The sequence below is a fragment of the Arthrobacter sp. StoSoilB19 genome (assembly GCF_019977275.1).
Classification (GTDB): Bacteria; Actinomycetota; Actinomycetes; order Actinomycetales; family Micrococcaceae; genus Arthrobacter.
In genome coordinates this window covers 3,667,228-3,683,586 of the sequence record NZ_AP024650.1, presented here as the reverse complement: position 1 = coordinate 3,683,586, position 16,359 = coordinate 3,667,228, and the positions used below count along the sequence as shown (strand labels likewise).

At 66.4% G+C, this 16,359-nt stretch carries 17 protein-coding genes; 9 read left to right on the top strand and 8 right to left on the bottom strand.

Translation table 11 applies throughout. The annotated features are described in order from the left end of the window. The first annotated feature begins 80 nt into the window (after positions 1-80). The gene (locus LDO86_RS17010) at positions 81-878 is read left to right on the top strand and encodes a phosphatase PAP2 family protein (RefSeq protein WP_018770580.1); all 798 of its coding nucleotides are present in this window, start codon (positions 81-83) and stop codon (positions 876-878) included. Positions 879-938: 60 nt separating this feature from the next. On the opposite strand, the gene LDO86_RS17005 is transcribed toward LDO86_RS17010, so the two are convergent. Further along, positions 939-1,256, bottom strand: coding sequence for a MerR family transcriptional regulator (locus tag LDO86_RS17005; RefSeq protein ID WP_018770579.1), 318 nt, complete (start codon positions 1,254-1,256; stop codon positions 939-941). A gap of 144 nt (positions 1,257-1,400) precedes the next feature. Here LDO86_RS17005 and LDO86_RS17000 point away from each other — a divergent pair, with 144 nt between their 5' ends. The 4 genes from LDO86_RS17000 to LDO86_RS16985 all read left to right on the top strand — a co-directional run bounded on the left by LDO86_RS17000 (position 1,401) and on the right by LDO86_RS16985 (position 4,332). Further along, entirely contained in the window at positions 1,401-1,826 is a 426-nt protein-coding gene (locus tag LDO86_RS17000; protein ID WP_026265970.1) for an Hsp20 family protein, read from the top strand. 64 nt (positions 1,827-1,890) lie between these two features. Next, entirely contained in the window at positions 1,891-2,268 is a 378-nt protein-coding gene (locus LDO86_RS16995; RefSeq protein WP_018770577.1) for a J domain-containing protein, read from the top strand. Between the two features lie 41 nt (positions 2,269-2,309). Further along, on the top strand, positions 2,310-2,687 hold the full coding sequence (locus tag LDO86_RS16990) for a hypothetical protein (RefSeq protein WP_018770576.1): 378 nt from the start codon (positions 2,310-2,312) through the stop codon (positions 2,685-2,687). A gap of 97 nt (positions 2,688-2,784) precedes the next feature. Beyond that, positions 2,785-4,332, top strand: coding sequence for a family 1 glycosylhydrolase (locus LDO86_RS16985; protein ID WP_018770575.1), 1,548 nt, complete (start codon positions 2,785-2,787; stop codon positions 4,330-4,332). Between the two features lie 21 nt (positions 4,333-4,353). Here the strand turns inward: LDO86_RS16985 and LDO86_RS16980 are convergent, their stop codons facing one another. Further along, complete coding sequence (locus LDO86_RS16980; protein WP_224084121.1) at positions 4,354-5,466, bottom strand: phosphatase domain-containing protein; 1,113 nt, start codon at positions 5,464-5,466, stop codon at positions 4,354-4,356. Between the two features lie 32 nt (positions 5,467-5,498). Then, a complete protein-coding gene (locus LDO86_RS16975; protein ID WP_224084120.1) occupies positions 5,499-6,230 on the bottom strand; it encodes a DUF72 domain-containing protein in 732 nt (243 codons plus the stop codon). A 61-nt stretch (positions 6,231-6,291) separates the two neighbouring features. On the opposite strand from LDO86_RS16975, the gene LDO86_RS16970 reads away from it, so the two are divergent. From LDO86_RS16970 to LDO86_RS16960, 3 genes are all read left to right on the top strand, one after another. Further along, positions 6,292-8,100 carry a glycoside hydrolase family 15 protein gene (locus LDO86_RS16970; RefSeq protein WP_018770572.1) on the top strand — a complete coding sequence of 603 codons (1,809 nt, stop codon included), beginning with the start codon at positions 6,292-6,294 and terminating at the stop codon, positions 8,098-8,100. Positions 8,101-8,214: 114 nt separating this feature from the next. Next, complete coding sequence (locus LDO86_RS16965; RefSeq protein ID WP_018770571.1) at positions 8,215-8,505, top strand: hypothetical protein; 291 nt, start codon at positions 8,215-8,217, stop codon at positions 8,503-8,505. Next, positions 8,505-9,218, top strand: coding sequence for an HAD family hydrolase (locus tag LDO86_RS16960; protein ID WP_018770570.1), 714 nt, complete (start codon positions 8,505-8,507; stop codon positions 9,216-9,218). The genes LDO86_RS16965 and LDO86_RS16960 overlap by 1 nt, the downstream gene beginning before the upstream one ends. A gap of 57 nt (positions 9,219-9,275) precedes the next feature. On the opposite strand, the gene LDO86_RS16955 is transcribed toward LDO86_RS16960, so the two are convergent. Next, complete coding sequence (locus tag LDO86_RS16955; protein ID WP_018770569.1) at positions 9,276-9,524, bottom strand: hypothetical protein; 249 nt, start codon at positions 9,522-9,524, stop codon at positions 9,276-9,278. A 192-nt stretch (positions 9,525-9,716) separates the two neighbouring features. Between LDO86_RS16955 and LDO86_RS16950 the strand changes: the two genes are divergently transcribed. Next, positions 9,717-10,898 (top strand): zinc-dependent alcohol dehydrogenase, encoded by a 1,182-nt coding sequence (locus tag LDO86_RS16950; protein ID WP_018770568.1) that lies wholly within the window; start codon positions 9,717-9,719, stop codon positions 10,896-10,898. Positions 10,899-10,983: 85 nt separating this feature from the next. On the opposite strand, the gene LDO86_RS16945 is transcribed toward LDO86_RS16950, so the two are convergent. From LDO86_RS16945 to LDO86_RS16930, 4 genes are read right to left on the bottom strand one after another with little or no spacing between them, the layout of a single operon-like run. After that, the gene (locus LDO86_RS16945) at positions 10,984-11,796 is read right to left on the bottom strand and encodes a bifunctional allantoicase/(S)-ureidoglycine aminohydrolase (protein ID WP_018770567.1); all 813 of its coding nucleotides are present in this window, start codon (positions 11,794-11,796) and stop codon (positions 10,984-10,986) included. Between the two features lie 17 nt (positions 11,797-11,813). After that, positions 11,814-13,091 carry an aldolase gene (locus LDO86_RS16940; RefSeq protein WP_018770566.1) on the bottom strand — a complete coding sequence of 426 codons (1,278 nt, stop codon included), beginning with the start codon at positions 13,089-13,091 and terminating at the stop codon, positions 11,814-11,816. A 3-nt stretch (positions 13,092-13,094) separates the two neighbouring features. Beyond that, positions 13,095-14,693: a malate synthase A gene (gene aceB / locus LDO86_RS16935; protein WP_224084119.1), complete on the bottom strand. Its 1,599-nt coding sequence runs from the start codon at positions 14,691-14,693 to the stop codon at positions 13,095-13,097. Positions 14,694-14,727: 34 nt separating this feature from the next. Then, entirely contained in the window at positions 14,728-16,176 is a 1,449-nt protein-coding gene (locus LDO86_RS16930) for an NAD-dependent malic enzyme (RefSeq protein ID WP_018769695.1), read from the bottom strand. Positions 16,177-16,359: the final 183 nt, after the last annotated feature.

The following is a 16,359-nucleotide window of genomic DNA, read 5'->3' as shown; positions in this document are numbered from 1 at the left end:
ATGGGCCGTGGCCGGGATAATCTTCACCCTAGGCATTCATCACGGCACGCATCTTCCGCGGCGTAGGGACGGGCAGCACATTGGCACAGAAATCAGCAGGTTCCGCAGTCTCTGAACGGAAAGCGGGAAGGTGGCACGCCTTCCACGAGAAGTTCGTGGTGGAGGAACGCTACGTGGACCCTGCCGACCGGCGGGGCCTGTACCGCGCGTCGATCATCCTGGCCGTCGTGGGGCTGGCACTCTTCATTGCCACCCTGGTCAGCGTGGTGCAGGCCGACGGCCTTTCCGTTGCCGACACTCCCGTGCATGACTGGCTGCTGACCACCCGTTCAGCGGCCGTCACTGCCATCATGATCTTCCTGGCGGTGATCTTCGGCCCCATCGCGCTGCCCATCATCGTGCTGGTGGTGATCCTTGTCTGGGGATTCGCAGCCAAGCACGCCTGGCGCCCCATCCTGCTCGCCTCCGCGATGCTGACCGGAGTGATCATCTCGCAGATCATCCTGCACATCGTCCAGCGCTCCCGGCCCCCCGTGGACCAGATGCTGTTCGGCGCGGACCAGACCTTCTCGTTCCCGTCCGGGCACGTCCTGGGGGCCTGCGACTTCCTGCTGGTGGGCGCCTACCTGATTTTCTCCCGGCGCCGGAACCCGCGTGCCGCGGTGTTCGGCTTCATCGGGGCCGGGATCGGCATCATCCTCGCTATCGCCAGCCGGTTGTACCTTGGCTACCACTGGCCCACGGATGCGTTGGCGTCGTTCGCGCTCTCGCTGCTCATCCTCTCCGGGGTCATCGCGCTTGACACGTGGCGGACGGCCAGGATTCCGGGGGAACCGATCACCGGAGAGCTGTCAAGGGCCGAATCCACCGGAGAGTAGGAACTTACCGGGAGCAGTCCAGGAACCGGATCCCGCTTACTGGGCCGCTTCCTGGCCCACTTATTGCGGCCGCGATTTTGCCCGCTTGAGTGCCCGGTGCAGCTTCACGATGGCTGCCTCCAGCTCCAGTACCTTCGCAACGCCCGCCAGGTTCAACCCCTCCTGCAGGAGTTCGCCGATCCGCAGCAGTACGGCAATATCGTCGTCGCTGTACTGGCGCGTGCCGCCCGCCGTCCGCGAGGGCGTCAACAGTCCCTTGGTTTCGTACAGCCTGATGTTCTGCTGTCCGGTTCCCGTGAGCTCCGCCGCCACCGAGATGGCGTACAGGGCCCGTGAACCGGGGGAGCGGCCAGCCCGACCTGCTTCAGGATCCGCCATTCTTTCTCCCAAAAATCGCTTCCGCTGGTACCTTGCTTCAGTTTTGCACGAGTGCTATAAAAAATCTATATCCACCACCATAGATTAAAGGAGGTGGTGGGTAGCTGCAGATCCAGCACCTGGAAGCTAAAGGAGTGGGAAATGATGTTGATGCGTACGGACCCGTTCCGTGAGCTGGACCGGCTCACGCAGCAGGTCTTTGGAACCTCCGCCCGCCCGGCAGCCATGCCCATGGACGCGTGGCAGGAAGACGGGGAATTCGTGGTGGCGTTCGACCTTCCCGGTGTGAACGTGGATTCCCTGGACCTGAACGTTGAGCGGAACGTCCTGACCGTCCGGGCGGAGCGCAAGGACCCCACGCAGCCCAACGTGGAGCTCGTGGCCTCTGAGCGTCCCCGGGGCGTGTTCAGCCGCCAGTTGATCCTGGGTGACACCCTGGACACCGAGCACATCAAGGCCAGCTATGACCAGGGTGTCCTGACCCTGCGGATTCCGGTTGCCGAGCAGGCCAAGCCGCGCAAGATCGAGATCCAGACCCAGCAGGGCGAGAAGCACCAGATCGGCAGCTAGGACCATGCTTTCGTGCCGGCGCCCCTGACCCTCCGGGCGGGGCGCCGGCGAAACAGGAGGCAGGATGACTGATCTCCCCGACTACTACGCCATCCTGGGCGTAGGCCGGGACGCCGGCCGCCAGGAAATCTCGCATGCCTACCGCGCCCTCATGCGCACCCACCATCCGGATATGGACGGCGGGCGGGCTTACGAAGGCATGGAGACCATGGGGGATACGACGGCGGAGAAGGGCAACACTGCACAGGGGGAGGAACTTCTCCGGATCATGCAGGCGTTTAACGTGCTGCGTGACCCCGGGCGCCGCGCCGACTACGACAGGAAGCTGGCGGCAGCTGCGCCCACCATCATTCCGGTCCGGAAAGTCCGCAGCCGTGGCGGGCAGTCCGGACCTCCCATCCGCGTCACCCCGGTGCGGTGGGAAAGCGGGCCCTGGTCCTGATCCAGGCCCTGGGCCACTGATCCAAGGAGGCGGAAAACTGCATGGGCGACTGGCGGCGCTACGATTCACACCTCATTCCTGCATTCTTCGAACGCTTTGAGCAGCGGTGGGGCGAGGGAACCGCGCCCTTCCTGGACCCGGAGGCGCACGAACAGCCTCTGCCGCGGGCACAGTGGATCAACCCCACCACGGGTGCTGCGCTGGCGGTGGTTCCGGTATGGACCGCCGATGAGAGGCAGCAGCGTTCCTTCGGCGTGTTCTACCTCCCGCCGGGCGGGGACATCTGGGTCCTGCGGCCCGGGTACACCGGCTACCTGGAGCCGTCCGACGACGACACGGAACACCTGGTGACGCTCCGGAATGATGCCTTCCGCAAGGCAGTGGCGCACGCCAAGGAGTTCCTGTTCGGCACCCAGTAGTTGCCGGCGCCGGGAGCGGAGTTGCTGCTCGTCAGCCGACCTCCGCTGTGACATTCTGGGACGTACCCTAACTACCGTGACCAAAGGCTGGACCCCAATGCACATCACCGCCAAGGACCTCGCAGCGCTCATCCCCCCGGGGTTCACGCTTGGCGTCGCAACCGCAGCATTCCAGATCGAAGGGGCGCTGGACGAGGATGGACGGGGACCGGCGGGCTGGGACAGGTTCGCTGCCCGGCCCGGTGCCATCGTTGAGGACCACAGCCCGGTGGTGGCCACGGACCACTACCACCGGATGCCGCAGGACGTGGCCCTCCTGAAGCAGCTCGGCGTTGACTCCTACCGGTTCTCCTTCTCCTGGCCGCGCATCCAGCCAGGCGGCACCGGCCCGGCCAACCGCGCAGGCATGGCGTTCTATGACCGGCTCCTGGACGAGCTCCTGGCCAACGGAATCTCGCCCATGGCCACCATCTACCACTGGGATACGCCCCTGGAACTGGATGAGGCCGGCGGCTGGATGAACCGGGACACCGCCTACCGGCTGGGGGAGTACGCAGCGCTGGTGGCGGATGCCTTCGGTGACAGGGTGGCCCGGTGGGTCACCATCAACGAGCCGGCAACGGTGAGCGCCAACGGCTACTCGCTGGGGCTGCACTCCCCAGGCAAGGAGTTGGCCCTGGGTGCCTTCCCCACGGTCCACCACCAGCTGCTGGGCCACGGGCTCGCCGTCCAGGCCCTTCGCGCGGCGCGGGTGCCCGGCGAAATCGGCATGACCAACGTCTACTCACCCATGGTGCCCAACTCCATCAACCCGCTGGACAAGATCAGCGCGGGACTTATGGACCTGGGGCAGAACCGGCTCTACGCGGACCCTGTCCTGACGGGCAAGTACCCGGACCTCATCCGCGCGGCCAAGTTCTTCAGCTCCTTCGAACATCCCGAAGAGGACATGGAGATCATTTCCCAGCCCCTCGATTTCTACGGGCTCAACTACTACATGCCCACCAAGGTGGCCGTTGGGCCGGGCAACGGCGCCGTGCCGGCCAGCATGGCCGAGGCCATGGGCAGCGACCTCAGCGCGGCCGGAAACGGCGCTACGCCCTTCCACGTGGAGACGTGGCCGGAAGCGGACGTCACCGCATACGGCTGGCCGGTCAAGCCGGAGTACATGGCCGTGGCCCTGAAGGAGATGGCGGAGCGGTACCCCAACCTGCCGCCCGTGATCATCACCGAGGGCGGAGCCAGCTTCGAGGACATCATTGTCCGGGACAAGTCCACCAACACCAGGTTCATCCCGGACGAGCGGCGGCTGAAGTACATTTCAGACCACCTTGAAACCGCGCTCCGGGCCACGGCGCCCGGTGGGGTGGCCGAATCCGTGGACCTGCGCGGCTACTACGTGTGGTCCTTCCTGGACAACTTCGAGTGGTCCGCCGGCTACAACCAGCCGTTCGGCCTCCTGCACGTGGACTTCGAAACGCTCGACCGCACACCCAAGGCGTCCTACTTCTGGTTCCAGGAGCTCATCGAGGAACGCGACCTGGCTGCCGCGGCCGGGGCGGCCATCGCGCAGGCAGCGGTTCCGGAGCTGTTGGGCAGTGAATTGCCCGACGACGGCGCACCCCTGGGTGCCAACGCGCAGTAAGGCTGCGCAGCCGGGAGCCGTTCAGCCCCGGAGCAGGTCCAGCATGGCCAGCTGCTTGGCGATGCCGGCGCCGTCGGGCGAGTAGATCCACGGCACGCGGGAGGTGGTGTGGTCGCCGTCCTCGGAGTGGCCGCCGGCGAACACGGATTCGCTGACGGACAGTTGCCGGATGGCGATTGCTGCAACCTTGTCCGGGTTTTCGGCGGCAAAGGCGGAGTAGATGGCCTCGTCATGCTGTCCGTTGTCGCCGATCAGGAGCCACCGCATGTCCGGGAATTCCTGGGCCAGCCGCTCCAGGTTGCGGTGCTTGTGGTCCTGGCCGCTGCGGAACCAGCGGTCCTGGGTGAGTCCCCAGTCCGTGAGCAGCAGCGCGCCCTTGGGGTACATGTTGCGGGTCAGGAACCGTGCCAGGGTGGGGGCCGCGTTCCAGGGGCCGGTGGACAGGTAAATGACCGGGGCTTCAGGGTGCTCGATGGTCAGCCGGTCCAGCAGCACGGCCATCCCCGGAGTGGCCATGCGCGCCCGTTCGCTGAGCACGAAGGTGTTCCACAGGGCCAGGAAGGGCCGGGGCAGGGCGGTCACCATGACGGTGTCGTCGATGTCCGAGACGATGCCGAACTGCACGCCCGGAGCGATCACCTGGATCAGTGCCTCCGCCGGCTCGGTTCCCTCGGCCCGCAGCACGGCAGTGTGCCAGCCGGGGGACAGCTGCACGTCCACCTCTGTGTCGATCAGCCCGCCCCGGTCCGCCGTGACGTGGGTGACCACATCACCGATGGTGATTTCGACGTCGGAAAACTGCAACGGCACCCCCGTGAACGCCCGCCAGCCGCGGATGTTCTGGTTGCCGTTCCTGGCCGCGTGCTCGGCCTTGCTTCCGGGCGGCGGCTTCTGTGTCAGCAGTACCCTGCCCAGGACGCGCACCCGGGCGGTGGAGCCATAACCCTGGTACGCGATGGTCTGCGGCACGAACTTCCACCGCTTGGCGAGCTGGATCCGGACGTCGTTGACCGCGTCCGACAACCGGTGTGCCAGCCGGAAGAACTGGCTTCCGGACAGGGCGGTGCGGCCCTTCGTGTTCCGCCGGGGTGGGCGTGCCGTGTCCTGGTCGGGGTTCTGCGGGGCCGAGTCCATGCCACCACTCTGCCACAGGGCGGCAGCGGGCATCAGCCGTTGCCGAGGATCGCGCGCAGGGTCCGGGCATTCCACACGGCGTTCCCGCCGCCGTCGTTGTTGAAGTACGCGTAGACATCGATGCCCGCGCCGTCCCACTCACGGATCCGGTCGGCCCACCAGTGGAGGTCGGCGTCCGAGTAGGAGCCGCCGTAGAGGTGCTGGTGGTCGGGTCCGTGCAGCCGGACATATGCGAAGGGCGCGGTGGTCCGCAGGATGCAGGGCAGGTTGGCGCCGCTCATGATGCAGTAGGCGGCCTGGTGCCGCTCCAGCAGGGCAAACACGTCAGGGCAGTCCCAGCTCGGGTGCCTGAACTCCACGGCAACCCTGATCCACGGCGGAACCGCAGCGAGGAAGTAGTCCATCCTGGCGTCGTCGCGCTCCAATTGGGGCGGCAGCTGGACCAGGAGCACGGCACGTTTGTCCCCCAGTTCGTGCCAGCAGCGGGCAATCCGCTCCACCCAGACTTCCGGTGAATACAGTTTCCGCGCGTGCGTGAGTCCCCTGGGAGCTTTGACGGACATGGCGAACCCGGGCGGCAGGCGTCTGTTCCATCCGGCGAAGGTGGTATCCCTGGGCCAGCGGTAGAAGCTGGCGTTCAGTTCCACCGTGCTGAATTCGGCGACGTAGCACTGGAACCGGTCCCGCACGGGCAGCCCGGGCGGGTACAGGACGTTCTCCCAGTGGTCGTAGCTCCAGCCGGAGGTGCCGATGTGGATTCCCATTTGCCTCAGGCTACACCGGGCTTCCACTTCCGTTCGGGCCCGGGTGTGGCAGGGTAATGTCATGGCGCGAATCGAAGATTATGCGGTTGTTGGCGACCTTCAAACCGGAGCCCTGGTCAGCAGGGAAGGCTCGATCGACTGGCTCTGCCTCCCGAGGTTCGATTCCCCTGCCTGCTTCAATTCGCTGTTGGACACGCCGGACTCGGGGCGCTGGCTGCTGGCTCCGGAAAGAGGGGGTGAATGCACCCGCCGGAGCTACCGCGAGGGCACCCTCATCCTGGATACGGAGTGGGAGACGCCGGACGGAACCGTGCGCATCACCGATTTCATGCCGCCGCGTGATTCCGTCGCTGACATAGTCCGGATTGTGGAAGGCATCAGTGGCAGCGTCAGGATGCACGGCGAACTGGTCCTGAGGTTCGACTACGGGCACATCATTCCGTGGGTGCGCAAGGACAAGCGCGGGCTGCACGCGATCGCCGGTCCGGATGCCGTCTACTTGGTCACTCCGGCACCCCTGCATGGCGAGAACATGCACACTGTCAGCGACTTCACCGTGAATGCAGGCGAAAAGGTACCTTTCGTGCTGACCTGGGCGCCCAGCCATGTGGGACGCCCGGTATCCGTGGACGCGGAAGTAGTCCTTGACAGCACCTTTGCATTCTGGCGGGGCTGGTCCTCGCAATGCACCGTCAAGGGCAAGTACCGGGAGGCCGTGGTCCGTTCCCTGATAACGCTCAAGGCGCTGACGTATGGCCCAACCGGCGGGATCGTCGCGGCCGTCACAACGTCGCTGCCGGAGCAGCCGGGCGGCCAGCGTAACTGGGACTACCGCTACTGCTGGCTGCGGGATGCCGCCATGACGCTGCAGGCGCTGCTGGCGGCCGGCTACACCGCGGAGGCCGCTGCCTGGCGGGACTGGCTGCTCCGGGCCGTGGCCGGCGACCCCGCCGACCTGCAGATCATGTACGGGATCCATGGCGAGCGGCGGCTGCCGGAAATGGAGTTGCCGTGGCTGAAGGGTTACGAGAACTCGGTACCGGTGCGGATCGGGAATGCGGCGGCTGAGCAGTTCCAGCTGGATGTATGGGGTGAGGTCCTTGACTGCCTGGCGCTGACCCGGAACTCGCTGCTGACGCATACGGACGAGGCCTGGGACGTGCAGATTGCGCTGATGGAGCACCTTGAAACCATCTGGGACCAGCCGGACAACGGGCTCTGGGAGATGCGAGGGCCGCGCCGGCACTTCACCCACTCCAAGGTCATGGCGTGGGTGGCTGCGGACCGGATGGTGAAGGGTGTGCGCGAGTCCGGCCTGCCGGGCCCCGTGGAGCGCTGGGAGCTGCTGCGGGACCAGATCCGCAAGGACATCATGGCCAACGGCTTCGACGCGGAGCGCAATACGTTTGTCCAGTCCTACGGCCGTCCGGAGCTGGACGCCAGCCTGCTGTTGATTCCCAGGGTGGGGTTCCTGCCGCCCGATGATCCCAAGGTGGTGGGAACCATCGAAGCAATCCAGCGGGAGCTGACCCAGGACGGGTTTGTGCTGCGGTACCGGCCGGAGCAGAGCGACGACGGCCTGCCGGGCGACGAGGGCGTCTTCCTGGCGTGCTCGTTCTGGCTGGTGGAGGCGCTTCTGGGGGCGGGCCGCCATGAGGAATCCCGCGAACTCTTTGAGCGGCTGCTGGAACTGCGCAACGACGTCGGGCTGCTAAGCGAGGAATGGGCGGTGAAAGCCAAGCGTCAGCTGGGCAACACGCCGCAGGCGTTCAGCCATTTTGCCCTTGTGACTAGCGCCCTGGAGCTGCATCAGGATACGGTTCGGCGCAGTGACAGCCCCATTCCGCCTGAAGGGGTGGATTCGCGCTGAGGCGGCGCGGACCGGGGCTGGAACTTCTCCTTCGCAGGATAGATAAGTATACTTACTAATACCTCATGGAGTGCTCCCAAGCACAGCGCCGTGATTGATGGAGGAGTGATAGTTATGGCCGGATATTTTGAGCTCGTTGATGCCCCCGACGGCGGGTACCGGATCAGGATGATGGACGGAAGCGGGAACCTGATGGCCATCTCGGTAACCTTTCCCACCAAGAGGGCTGCTGTGGCGGGCGTCGCGATGGCCCGGGAAATTGCCGGCACCGGCCTGATCCGGGACAAGAGCCTGGACGGGGCCGGATCGGTCATCCGCGACCGCGTGCGGCCCGTCAACTCCCCCAAGGAGGAGGCGGCCCGGCGGAAGAAAGCGCCGGAGGCACGACGGGCAGCGGTGAGCTGATGCCGGGTTCCACTCCACCCCCCGGCGGCCCGCGCCGGGGGGTCCTCTTTGACGTTGACGGGACGCTGATCGACTCGTCCTACATCCACACCGTCGCCTGGTGGGGGGCGTTCCGCCAGTACGGCCACGACGTGCCCATGGCCTCCATTCACCAACTCGTTGGCATGGGCGGCGCCCGGCTGGTGGACAATCTCCTGCCGTCCGGCCGCGACCGCGGCGAGGATGAGGACATCATGGCCAGCCACGGCGCGCTGTATGCCTCGCACTGGCCCTCCCTCCGCGCCCTCGACGGGGCCAAGGAACTGTTAGGCCGGTGCCATGCAGGCGGGCTGGCTGTGGCCCTGGCATCCGCGGCGAGGGACCGCGACCTCGAGGTGATGCGGTCCGTCCTCGACGCCGACCCCTTCATCGATGCCGCCACCAGCGCGAATGATGCGGAGGAAAGCAAGCCTGCGCCGGACATCCTGGAGGCGGCCCTGGCGGCCACCGGCCTCGATGCCGCAAACGTTGTCTACGTCGGGGACGCGGTATGGGACATGAAGGCGGCGGCGGCGCTGGGGATCCCTTCCATCGGCGTGACCTGCGGTGGAATCCAGGCCGGCCAGCTGCGTGACGCCGGCGCGGTGGAGGTCTACCAGGGACCGCGCGACCTGCTGGAAAACCTGGGCTCAAGTGCCATTGGCCGGCTGCTCGCGCTCCAGCCGAACGCCTGACAGCACCCCGCTTGACGGCACCCACGCCTGCTTGACGGCACCCACGCCTGGCGGCGGTCATAACGGCTGGCCGCCGGGCACCGAATCCTCGTTGCCGGCGACGGCGGGCTTCGTCCACGACACCACCACCTTCACCGAGCCGTCGTCATTCCGCTCGATGTCAGTGGCCACCTCTGCTGCGGACGCGCCCATTTCCGCGATCCGCGCGCGGTAGGTGCTGACCAGCTCAGCCAGGCTTTCTTCCGTCCATTCACCCGGACGCATGCGGGTGGAGATCTCGACTGGTTCCGGCTGGTACAGCGACATGGCATTCCTCTTTCCCGTTGTCTTTTGCCTGCCCTTCCTACGCTAGGAGCAGTCGACGGCGGTCACAAGGTTTTCATCAGCATGCTTACTTTTTTTCCCTAAAACAGATAGCGTCGAAGAAAGGGTGCCTGCAGGCGCCCTCCGCACGCCCCCGGAGAGAGCCCGGCGGCAGGACAGAGTGAAAGGGAGACTGTGAAAGCACTGACGTGGCAAGGAAAACGGTCGGTAAGCGTTGAAGAAGTACCCGATCCCGTCATCCAGGAACCGACGGATGCGATCGTACGGATCACCTCCACAGCCATCTGCGGCTCGGACCTGCACCTCTACGAAGTCCTGGGGCCATACATGCACAAGGGCGACGTCATCGGCCACGAGCCGATGGGCATCGTGGAAGAAGTGGGCAGCGGCGCCACCAACCTCCGCAAGGGCGACCGCGTGGTGATTCCCTTCAACATCTCCTGCGGTTCCTGCTTCATGTGCAGCCAGGGCCTGCAGTCGCAGTGCGAAACCACACAGGTGAAGGAGAAGGGTTCCGGCGCGGCACTGTTCGGTTTCTCCGAGCTGTATGGATCCGTACCCGGCGGGCAGGCGGAATTCCTTCGCGTCCCGCACGCGGACTATGGCCCCATCAAGGTGGGCAGCGAGCTACCGGATGAACGCTACCTGTTCCTTTCCGATGTCCTGCCCACGGCGTGGCAGGGCGTGGAGTACGCCAATGTCCAGCCCGGTGGCACCTTGACGGTTTTCGGGCTGGGGCCCGTAGGCCAGTTCGCCACCCGGATCGGGATCCACCGCGGTTACCAGGTCATTGGTGTGGACCCGGTCCCGGAGCGGCGTGAAATGGCCGCCCGCCACGGCGTGGAAACCCTTGACTACAGCAAAGGCGTCGCCGACGAACTGCGGGAGATAACAGACGGCAGGGGCCCGAACGGCATCGTGGACGCCGTCGGTATGGAGGCGCACGGTTCCCCGGTGGCCGGCTTCGCCCACCAGGCCCTTGGCCTCCTGCCGGACAAGCTCGCACAGAAAGCGATGGAGACTGCCGGCGTGGACAAGCTGGCCGTGCTGCATACCGCAATCGACGCGGTCCGCCGCGGCGGCACCCTGTCGCTGAGCGGCGTCTACGGCGGCGAAGCCAGCCCCATGCCACTGATGACCATGTTCGACAAGCAGCTCCAGCTGCGCATGGGCCAGTGCAATGTCCGTAACTGGACGGACCAGCTCATCCCGCTGGTGGAGGACGACGCCGATCCGCTTGGCGTCATGGACCTGGTCACCCACCGCTCCGGCCTGGAGGGTGCGCCCGCCCTGTACGAAAAGTTCCAGAAGAAGGAAGACGGCTGCATCAAGGTGGTCCTCAACCCCGGCGCCTGATGCCCGGGTGTCTGTACACACAAGCAGTGGCGGTTACGGAAATCCGTAACCGCCCCTGCTCCTGTCCGGACGGGCCGGAAAACTCCTAGGTGAGCTTCACCTGGCGGTTCATGTCCTTGTAGAGCAGGTAGCGGAACTCACCCGGGCCGCCGGCGTAGCAGGCCTGCGGGCAGAAGGCACGCAGCCACATGAAGTCGCCGGCCTCCACCTCCACCCAGTCGTTGTTCAGCAGGTACATGGCCTTGCCCTCCAGGACGTACAGGCCGTGCTCCATGACATGGGTTTCCGGGAACGGGATCACGCCGCCCGGCTGGAAGGTCACGATGTTGACCTGCATGTCATGGGCGAGGTCGCTGGAGTCCGTGAAGCGGGTGGTCTTCCAGACGTCGTTGGTGTCCGGCATGGACGTGGGCGCCACGTCCTTTTCGTTGGTGACGAAGGACTTGGCCTCATAGCCTTCCAGGCGCTCGTAGGCCTTGCGGATCCAGTGGAAGGACACGATGTCGTCGGAGATGTTCTCCAGCCCCCACTGCGCGCCGGCGGCCAGGTAGGCGTAGCCGCCCTCCTCCAGCTGGTGCAGCTCGCCGTCGAGGGTCAGGTTGACCGTGCCCTTGGTGACGAAGACGACGCCCTCAACGCCTTCCTCGAACTCCGCCTTCGGCGCCCCGCCGCCGGGAGCGATTTCCACGATCAGCTGCGAGAACGTGGTGGCGAAACCGGAGATGGGGCGGGCAATGATCCAGGAGCGGGTCTTCGAGAAGCCGGGCAGGTTGGACGTGACGATGTCCGTCAGCACGCCCTTGGGGATGACCGTGTAAGCCTCGGTGACGATGGCGCGCTCGGTGGTGAGGTGGGTCTGCGGCGGCAGGCCGCCTTGCGGGTAGTAGTACTTGCCCATGAACGAAGGTCCTTTTCTTAGGAGTTTGACGTGGTGGCGAGCCGCGGGTGCGCCAGCGCGGTGAGCTGCGGAATCCCGACGCCGGCAAGCGCCTGGACTTCATCCGCACCGACTGCGCCGCACTGGACGCCGCGGAGCACGAAGGCGGCCAGGGCCCGTGCGGTGGCGGGCTCGTCCATGACGCCGCCTTCGGTCCGCTCCACATAGTTCCGCAGGCGGGCGGCGGCGGCCGGCAGGCCCTCGCGGTAGAACGCATAGGTGGCGGCAAACCGGCTGGGAAGCTGGGCCGGATGCAGGTCCCAGCCCTGGTAGTAGCCGCGTTCCAGCGACCGGCGGACCAGGCGCCCGTGCAGCTGCCAGGCGTTCTCCACGTTGTCGCCCACCGGGATGATGTTGGTGGACCCGTCGGAGAGCCTGATGCCGGTGCCGGCGACGGCCAGCTGCATGACCTCCTTGGCGAAGTCGGCCACCGGGTGCTCCATGGACTGGTACTCGGCAGAGATCTGCAGCGACGCCGAGTAGTCGTAGGTGCCGTAGTGCAGCCCGCTGATCCGGCCCGGCACGGCATGCGGCAGCTGCGCCACCGGGGAGGTGCCGTCGGGGCCGAGGATCAGCTGTGGCGTCTCCACCTGGACCTCGAAGCGGAGCCGTCCGGCGGGCAGCGAGTGGACTTCCTCCAGCCGCGACACCGCGTAGTCCATTGCCTGGACCTGGGCCACGGTGGTGACCTTGGGCAGGGTCAGGACCAGGCCCTCCGGCAGTTCGCCGGCGGCGGCGAGGCCGGAGACAAACAAGTCCAGGGTGCGCAGCCCCCGCGCACGGGTGGCCGCCTCGAAGCACTTGAAGCGGATGCCGATGAACGGGGGAGCGGACCCGGCCGAGACGGCGGCGGCCACCGCGGACGCCGCGGCAACCGCGGCGGCGTCCTCGGCGTCGTCGCCCCGGTCCCCGAAGCCGTCCTCAAAATCGAGGCGCAGGTCCTCGATAGGTTCGCTGGTGAGCTTCGCTTCCACGCGCCCGGCGACTGCTTCGGCGAGGCTGCCTTCCTGGCCCAGGAGCCGGCCCAGTGCTTCCAGGCCGCCGTGGGCGTTGGCCACAGCCAGCGCCTGGGCGCCCCAGTCGGCAGCGAACGACGGCGTGAACCGGTCCGCGGGCACGTAGGCCGTATGCACGGGCTGGCGGGAGCCGTCGTCGCCCGGGTAGTTGCGCTCCAGCAGCCGGTCGGTGGCGGCCAGCTGCCCGTCGATGTGCGCGAGGTCCCCTGCGGACAGCGAGGGCCTGGATGCTGCGGCCATGCCTCAGCCCACCAGTTCGTAGGCCGGCGTGGTGAGGAAGTCCGTGTACTCGTCGGAGAGGCAGATGTCCGCGATCAGTTCGCTGGCCGGCTGGTAGTAGCGGCGGAACGCTTCATCGCCGAACTCCGTGCGGAGCCGTTCCGTCTCCTCGGCGAGGATCCGCTCCACCAGTTCCCTGGTCACGGTGTTGCCGGTGTCGGCCAGGACGGACTTGTTGCGGATCTGCTGCCATACCTGTGAGCGGGAGATTTCCGCGGTGGCGGCGTCCTCCATCAGGTTGTGGATGGCCACGGCACCGTTTCCGGACAGCCAGACGGCCGTGTAGGCGACAGCCACGTAGAGGTTCAGGCGCAGGCCGGCCTCGGTGACCTGGCCGTCGGCGGAGGAAACGTCCAGCAGCTGTTCCGCCGTGACCGAGACGTCCGGGCGCTGCTTGTCCACCTGGTTGGGCTTGTCACCCAGCACCGAGTCGAAGACTTCGCGGCAGGTGGGGACCAGGTCCGGGTGGGCAACCCAGGAGCCGTCGAAGCCGTCGTTTGCCTCGCGGGTCTTGTCCGCCCGCACCTTTTCGAAGGCAGCCTCGGTGACTTCCGGGTGGCGCCGGTTGGGGATCACCGCGGCCATGCCGCCCATGGCGAAGGCGCCGCGCTTGTGGCAGGTCTTGACCAGGAGTTCGGTGTAGGCACGCATGAAGGGCGCGGTCATTACCACGGACGCGCGGTCCGGGAGGACGAATTCCTCGCCGGCGTCCCGGAAGTACTTGATGATGCTGAACAGGTAGTCCCAGCGGCCGGCGTTCAGGCCGGAGGCGTGGTCCCGCAGTTCGTACAGGATCTCGTCCATCTCGAAGGCGGCCGGGATGGTCTCGATCAGCACGGTGGCGCGGATGGTGCCCTGGTGCAGTCCCAGGAAGTCCTGCGCGAAGACGAACACGTCGTTCCACAGCCGGGCTTCAAGGTGGCTCTCCATCTTGGGCAGGTAGTAGTACGGCCCCTGGCCGTTGAGCACCAGCTGCTTGGCGATGTGGAAGAAGTGCAGGCCGAAGTCCACCAGCGCACCTACGGCCGGCTCGCCGTTGACCAGCAGGTGCTTCTCCTGCATGTGCCAGCCGCGGGGGCGGGCCACCACCACGGCGAGCGGCGCGTCGGTGCGGAGGCGGTACTCCTTGCCTTCCTCCGAGGTGTAGCTGAGGGTGCCCTGGGCGGCGTCCCGGAGGTTCAGGATGGCGTCGATGACGTTGGCCCAGGTGGGTGTGCTGGCGTCCTCGAGGTCCGCCAGCCACACCTTGGCGCCGGAGTTCAGGGCGTTGATGGCCATCTTCGCCGGCGAGGCGGGCCCGGTCATCTCAACCCGGCGGTCCTGCAGGGCTGCCGGTGCGGGCGCAACCTTCCAGTCGCCGTCGCGCACGTCCTTGGTTTCCGGCAGGAAATCCAGCTTGCCGGTTTCTGCCACCCGCTGCCGCTTGACGGCGCGGGCCGCCAGCAGCTCGTTGCGCGTGCCGGCGAACCGGTTGTGAAGTTCCTCCACGAAGGCCAGTGCCTTGGGCGTGAGGATCTCCTCTGCGCGTGCGATGGGCCGGGGGTCTGTGACGGTGATGGCCATTTCTGGTCCTTTCCTTTGGCTGGACGTCGGGCGGTCAGGCGGAAGCCAGTGCTGCTGCTGGTTCCAAGGCGGAATCGGCCGGTTCAGCCGTTGCAACATGTGCGGACCGGGCGGCCGCGGCCACCGCTGCGGCAACGTCGGCAGCCACATGGGGATCGAAGACGCTGGGGATAATGTAGCTGGCATTCAGCTCATCGTCAGCCACGCGGTTGGCAATGGCCTCCGCGGCGGCCACCAGCATGTCCGGTGTGATGTCCGAGGCTCCGGCGTCCAGCAGGCCGCGGAAGAAGCCGGGGAATGCCAGCACGTTGTTGATCTGGTTGGGGAAGTCGCTGCGGCCGGTGGCCACCACGGCGGCGTGCCGGGACGCGATGACGGGATCGATCTCGGGCGTGGGGTTGGCCATGGCGAACACGATGGCGTTCTCCGCCATGGCTGCCACCTGCTCCTCGCCGATCACGTGCGGTGCACTGACACCGATGAAGACGTCCGCGCCCACGAGGGCCTGGTGCAGGCTACCGGCAAAGCCTTCCCCGTTGGTGTTCGCGGCGATCCAGCTGCGGTGCTCATCCCCGTAGGTCTCGCCGGAGTGGATGGCACCGGAGCGGCCGGCGGCGATGATGTGCCGCGCACCCTGGGCTTTGAGGAGCTGGATGATGGCGGAGCCGGCGGCGCCGACGCCGGAGACCACGATCTTGATGTCCTCCAGCTTCTTGTCCACTACGCGCAGGGCGTTGACCAGGGCTGCGAGCGTGACGATGGCGGTGCCGTGCTGGTCATCGTGGAACACGGGGATGTCCAGCTCCTCGCGGAGCCGGTTCTCGATCTCGAAGCAGCGAGGGGCGGCGATGTCCTCAAGGTTGATGCCGCCGTAGACGGGGGCCATGGCCTTGGCGATCATGATGATTTCTTCGGTGTCCTGGGTGTCCAGGCAGACCGGCCACGCGTCCACGTTGGCGAACTGCTTGAACAGGGCAGCCTTTCCCTCCATTACGGGGAGGGCTGCGGCGGGGCCGATGTTGCCCAGGCCCAGGACGGCCGAACCGTCGGTGAGGACGGCGATGGTGTTGCGCTTGACCGTCAGGTTGCGGGCTGCCGCGGGATCCTCGGCAATGGCCAGGCAAACGCGGGCGACGCCGGGCGTGTAGGCGCGGGAGAGGTCGTCCCGGTTGCGCAGGGCTACCTTCGGGACGACCTCGAGCTTGCCGCCCAGGTGCATCAGGAACGTGCGGTCCGAGACATGCTGGACCGTGACGCCGTCGAGCGCGTCCAGGGCGTCCTTGACGCGGGCGGCGTGGGCGTCGTCGGTGGTGTTGCAGGTGACGTCCACCACCAGGGTCTCGTGGTGGGATTCGCTGACGTCCAGGGCGGTGATTGCTGCGCCTGCGGCTCCCACGGCTGCGGCGAGTTCGCTGGTGGCGCTGAAGCTTGACGGTGCTTCCACGCGCAGGGTGATCGAATTTCCGGGGCTGGGGTTCGCCATTGAATGTCCTCCTGTTGGGCCTTGGGCCGGCTGCTGCTCGGATCCGAATGTTTTCGTATTATGGATATTATTATCTACTTTATGGAAATACAACCCCTCCGATTGCGACCGGAGGCCAACGTCGCCGTGGAAACCCGCGTGCTGTATCTTGGGTGTTCTAAGCAACTCTTTTCACGATGCGGA

Excerpts from the sequence above, each read along its gene's own strand:
- aceB (WP_224084119.1), bottom strand. The coding sequence starts at position 14,693 with ATGGCCATCACCGTCACAGACCCCCGGCCCATCGCACGCGCAGAGGAG.
- LDO86_RS16940 (WP_018770566.1), bottom strand. The coding sequence starts at position 13,091 with ATGGCCGCAGCATCCAGGCCCTCGCTGTCCGCAGGGGACCTCGCGCAC.
- LDO86_RS17005 (WP_018770579.1), bottom strand. The coding sequence starts at position 1,256 with ATGGCGGATCCTGAAGCAGGTCGGGCTGGCCGCTCCCCCGGTTCACGG.
- LDO86_RS16965 (WP_018770571.1), top strand. The coding sequence starts at position 8,215 with ATGGCCGGATATTTTGAGCTCGTTGATGCCCCCGACGGCGGGTACCGG.
- LDO86_RS16995 (WP_018770577.1), top strand. The coding sequence starts at position 1,891 with ATGACTGATCTCCCCGACTACTACGCCATCCTGGGCGTAGGCCGGGAC.
- LDO86_RS16975 (WP_224084120.1), bottom strand. The coding sequence starts at position 6,230 with ATGGGAATCCACATCGGCACCTCCGGCTGGAGCTACGACCACTGGGAG.
- LDO86_RS16980 (WP_224084121.1), bottom strand. The coding sequence starts at position 5,466 with ATGGACTCGGCCCCGCAGAACCCCGACCAGGACACGGCACGCCCACCC.
- LDO86_RS16945 (WP_018770567.1), bottom strand. The coding sequence starts at position 11,796 with ATGGGCAAGTACTACTACCCGCAAGGCGGCCTGCCGCCGCAGACCCAC.
- LDO86_RS17000 (WP_026265970.1), top strand. The coding sequence starts at position 1,401 with ATGTTGATGCGTACGGACCCGTTCCGTGAGCTGGACCGGCTCACGCAG.
- LDO86_RS16930 (WP_018769695.1), bottom strand. The coding sequence starts at position 16,176 with ATGGCGAACCCCAGCCCCGGAAATTCGATCACCCTGCGCGTGGAAGCA.
- LDO86_RS16985 (WP_018770575.1), top strand. The coding sequence starts at position 2,785 with ATGCACATCACCGCCAAGGACCTCGCAGCGCTCATCCCCCCGGGGTTC.
- LDO86_RS16960 (WP_018770570.1), top strand. The coding sequence starts at position 8,505 with ATGCCGGGTTCCACTCCACCCCCCGGCGGCCCGCGCCGGGGGGTCCTC.
- LDO86_RS16955 (WP_018770569.1), bottom strand. The coding sequence starts at position 9,524 with ATGTCGCTGTACCAGCCGGAACCAGTCGAGATCTCCACCCGCATGCGT.
- LDO86_RS16990 (WP_018770576.1), top strand. The coding sequence starts at position 2,310 with ATGGGCGACTGGCGGCGCTACGATTCACACCTCATTCCTGCATTCTTC.
- LDO86_RS16970 (WP_018770572.1), top strand. The coding sequence starts at position 6,292 with ATGGCGCGAATCGAAGATTATGCGGTTGTTGGCGACCTTCAAACCGGA.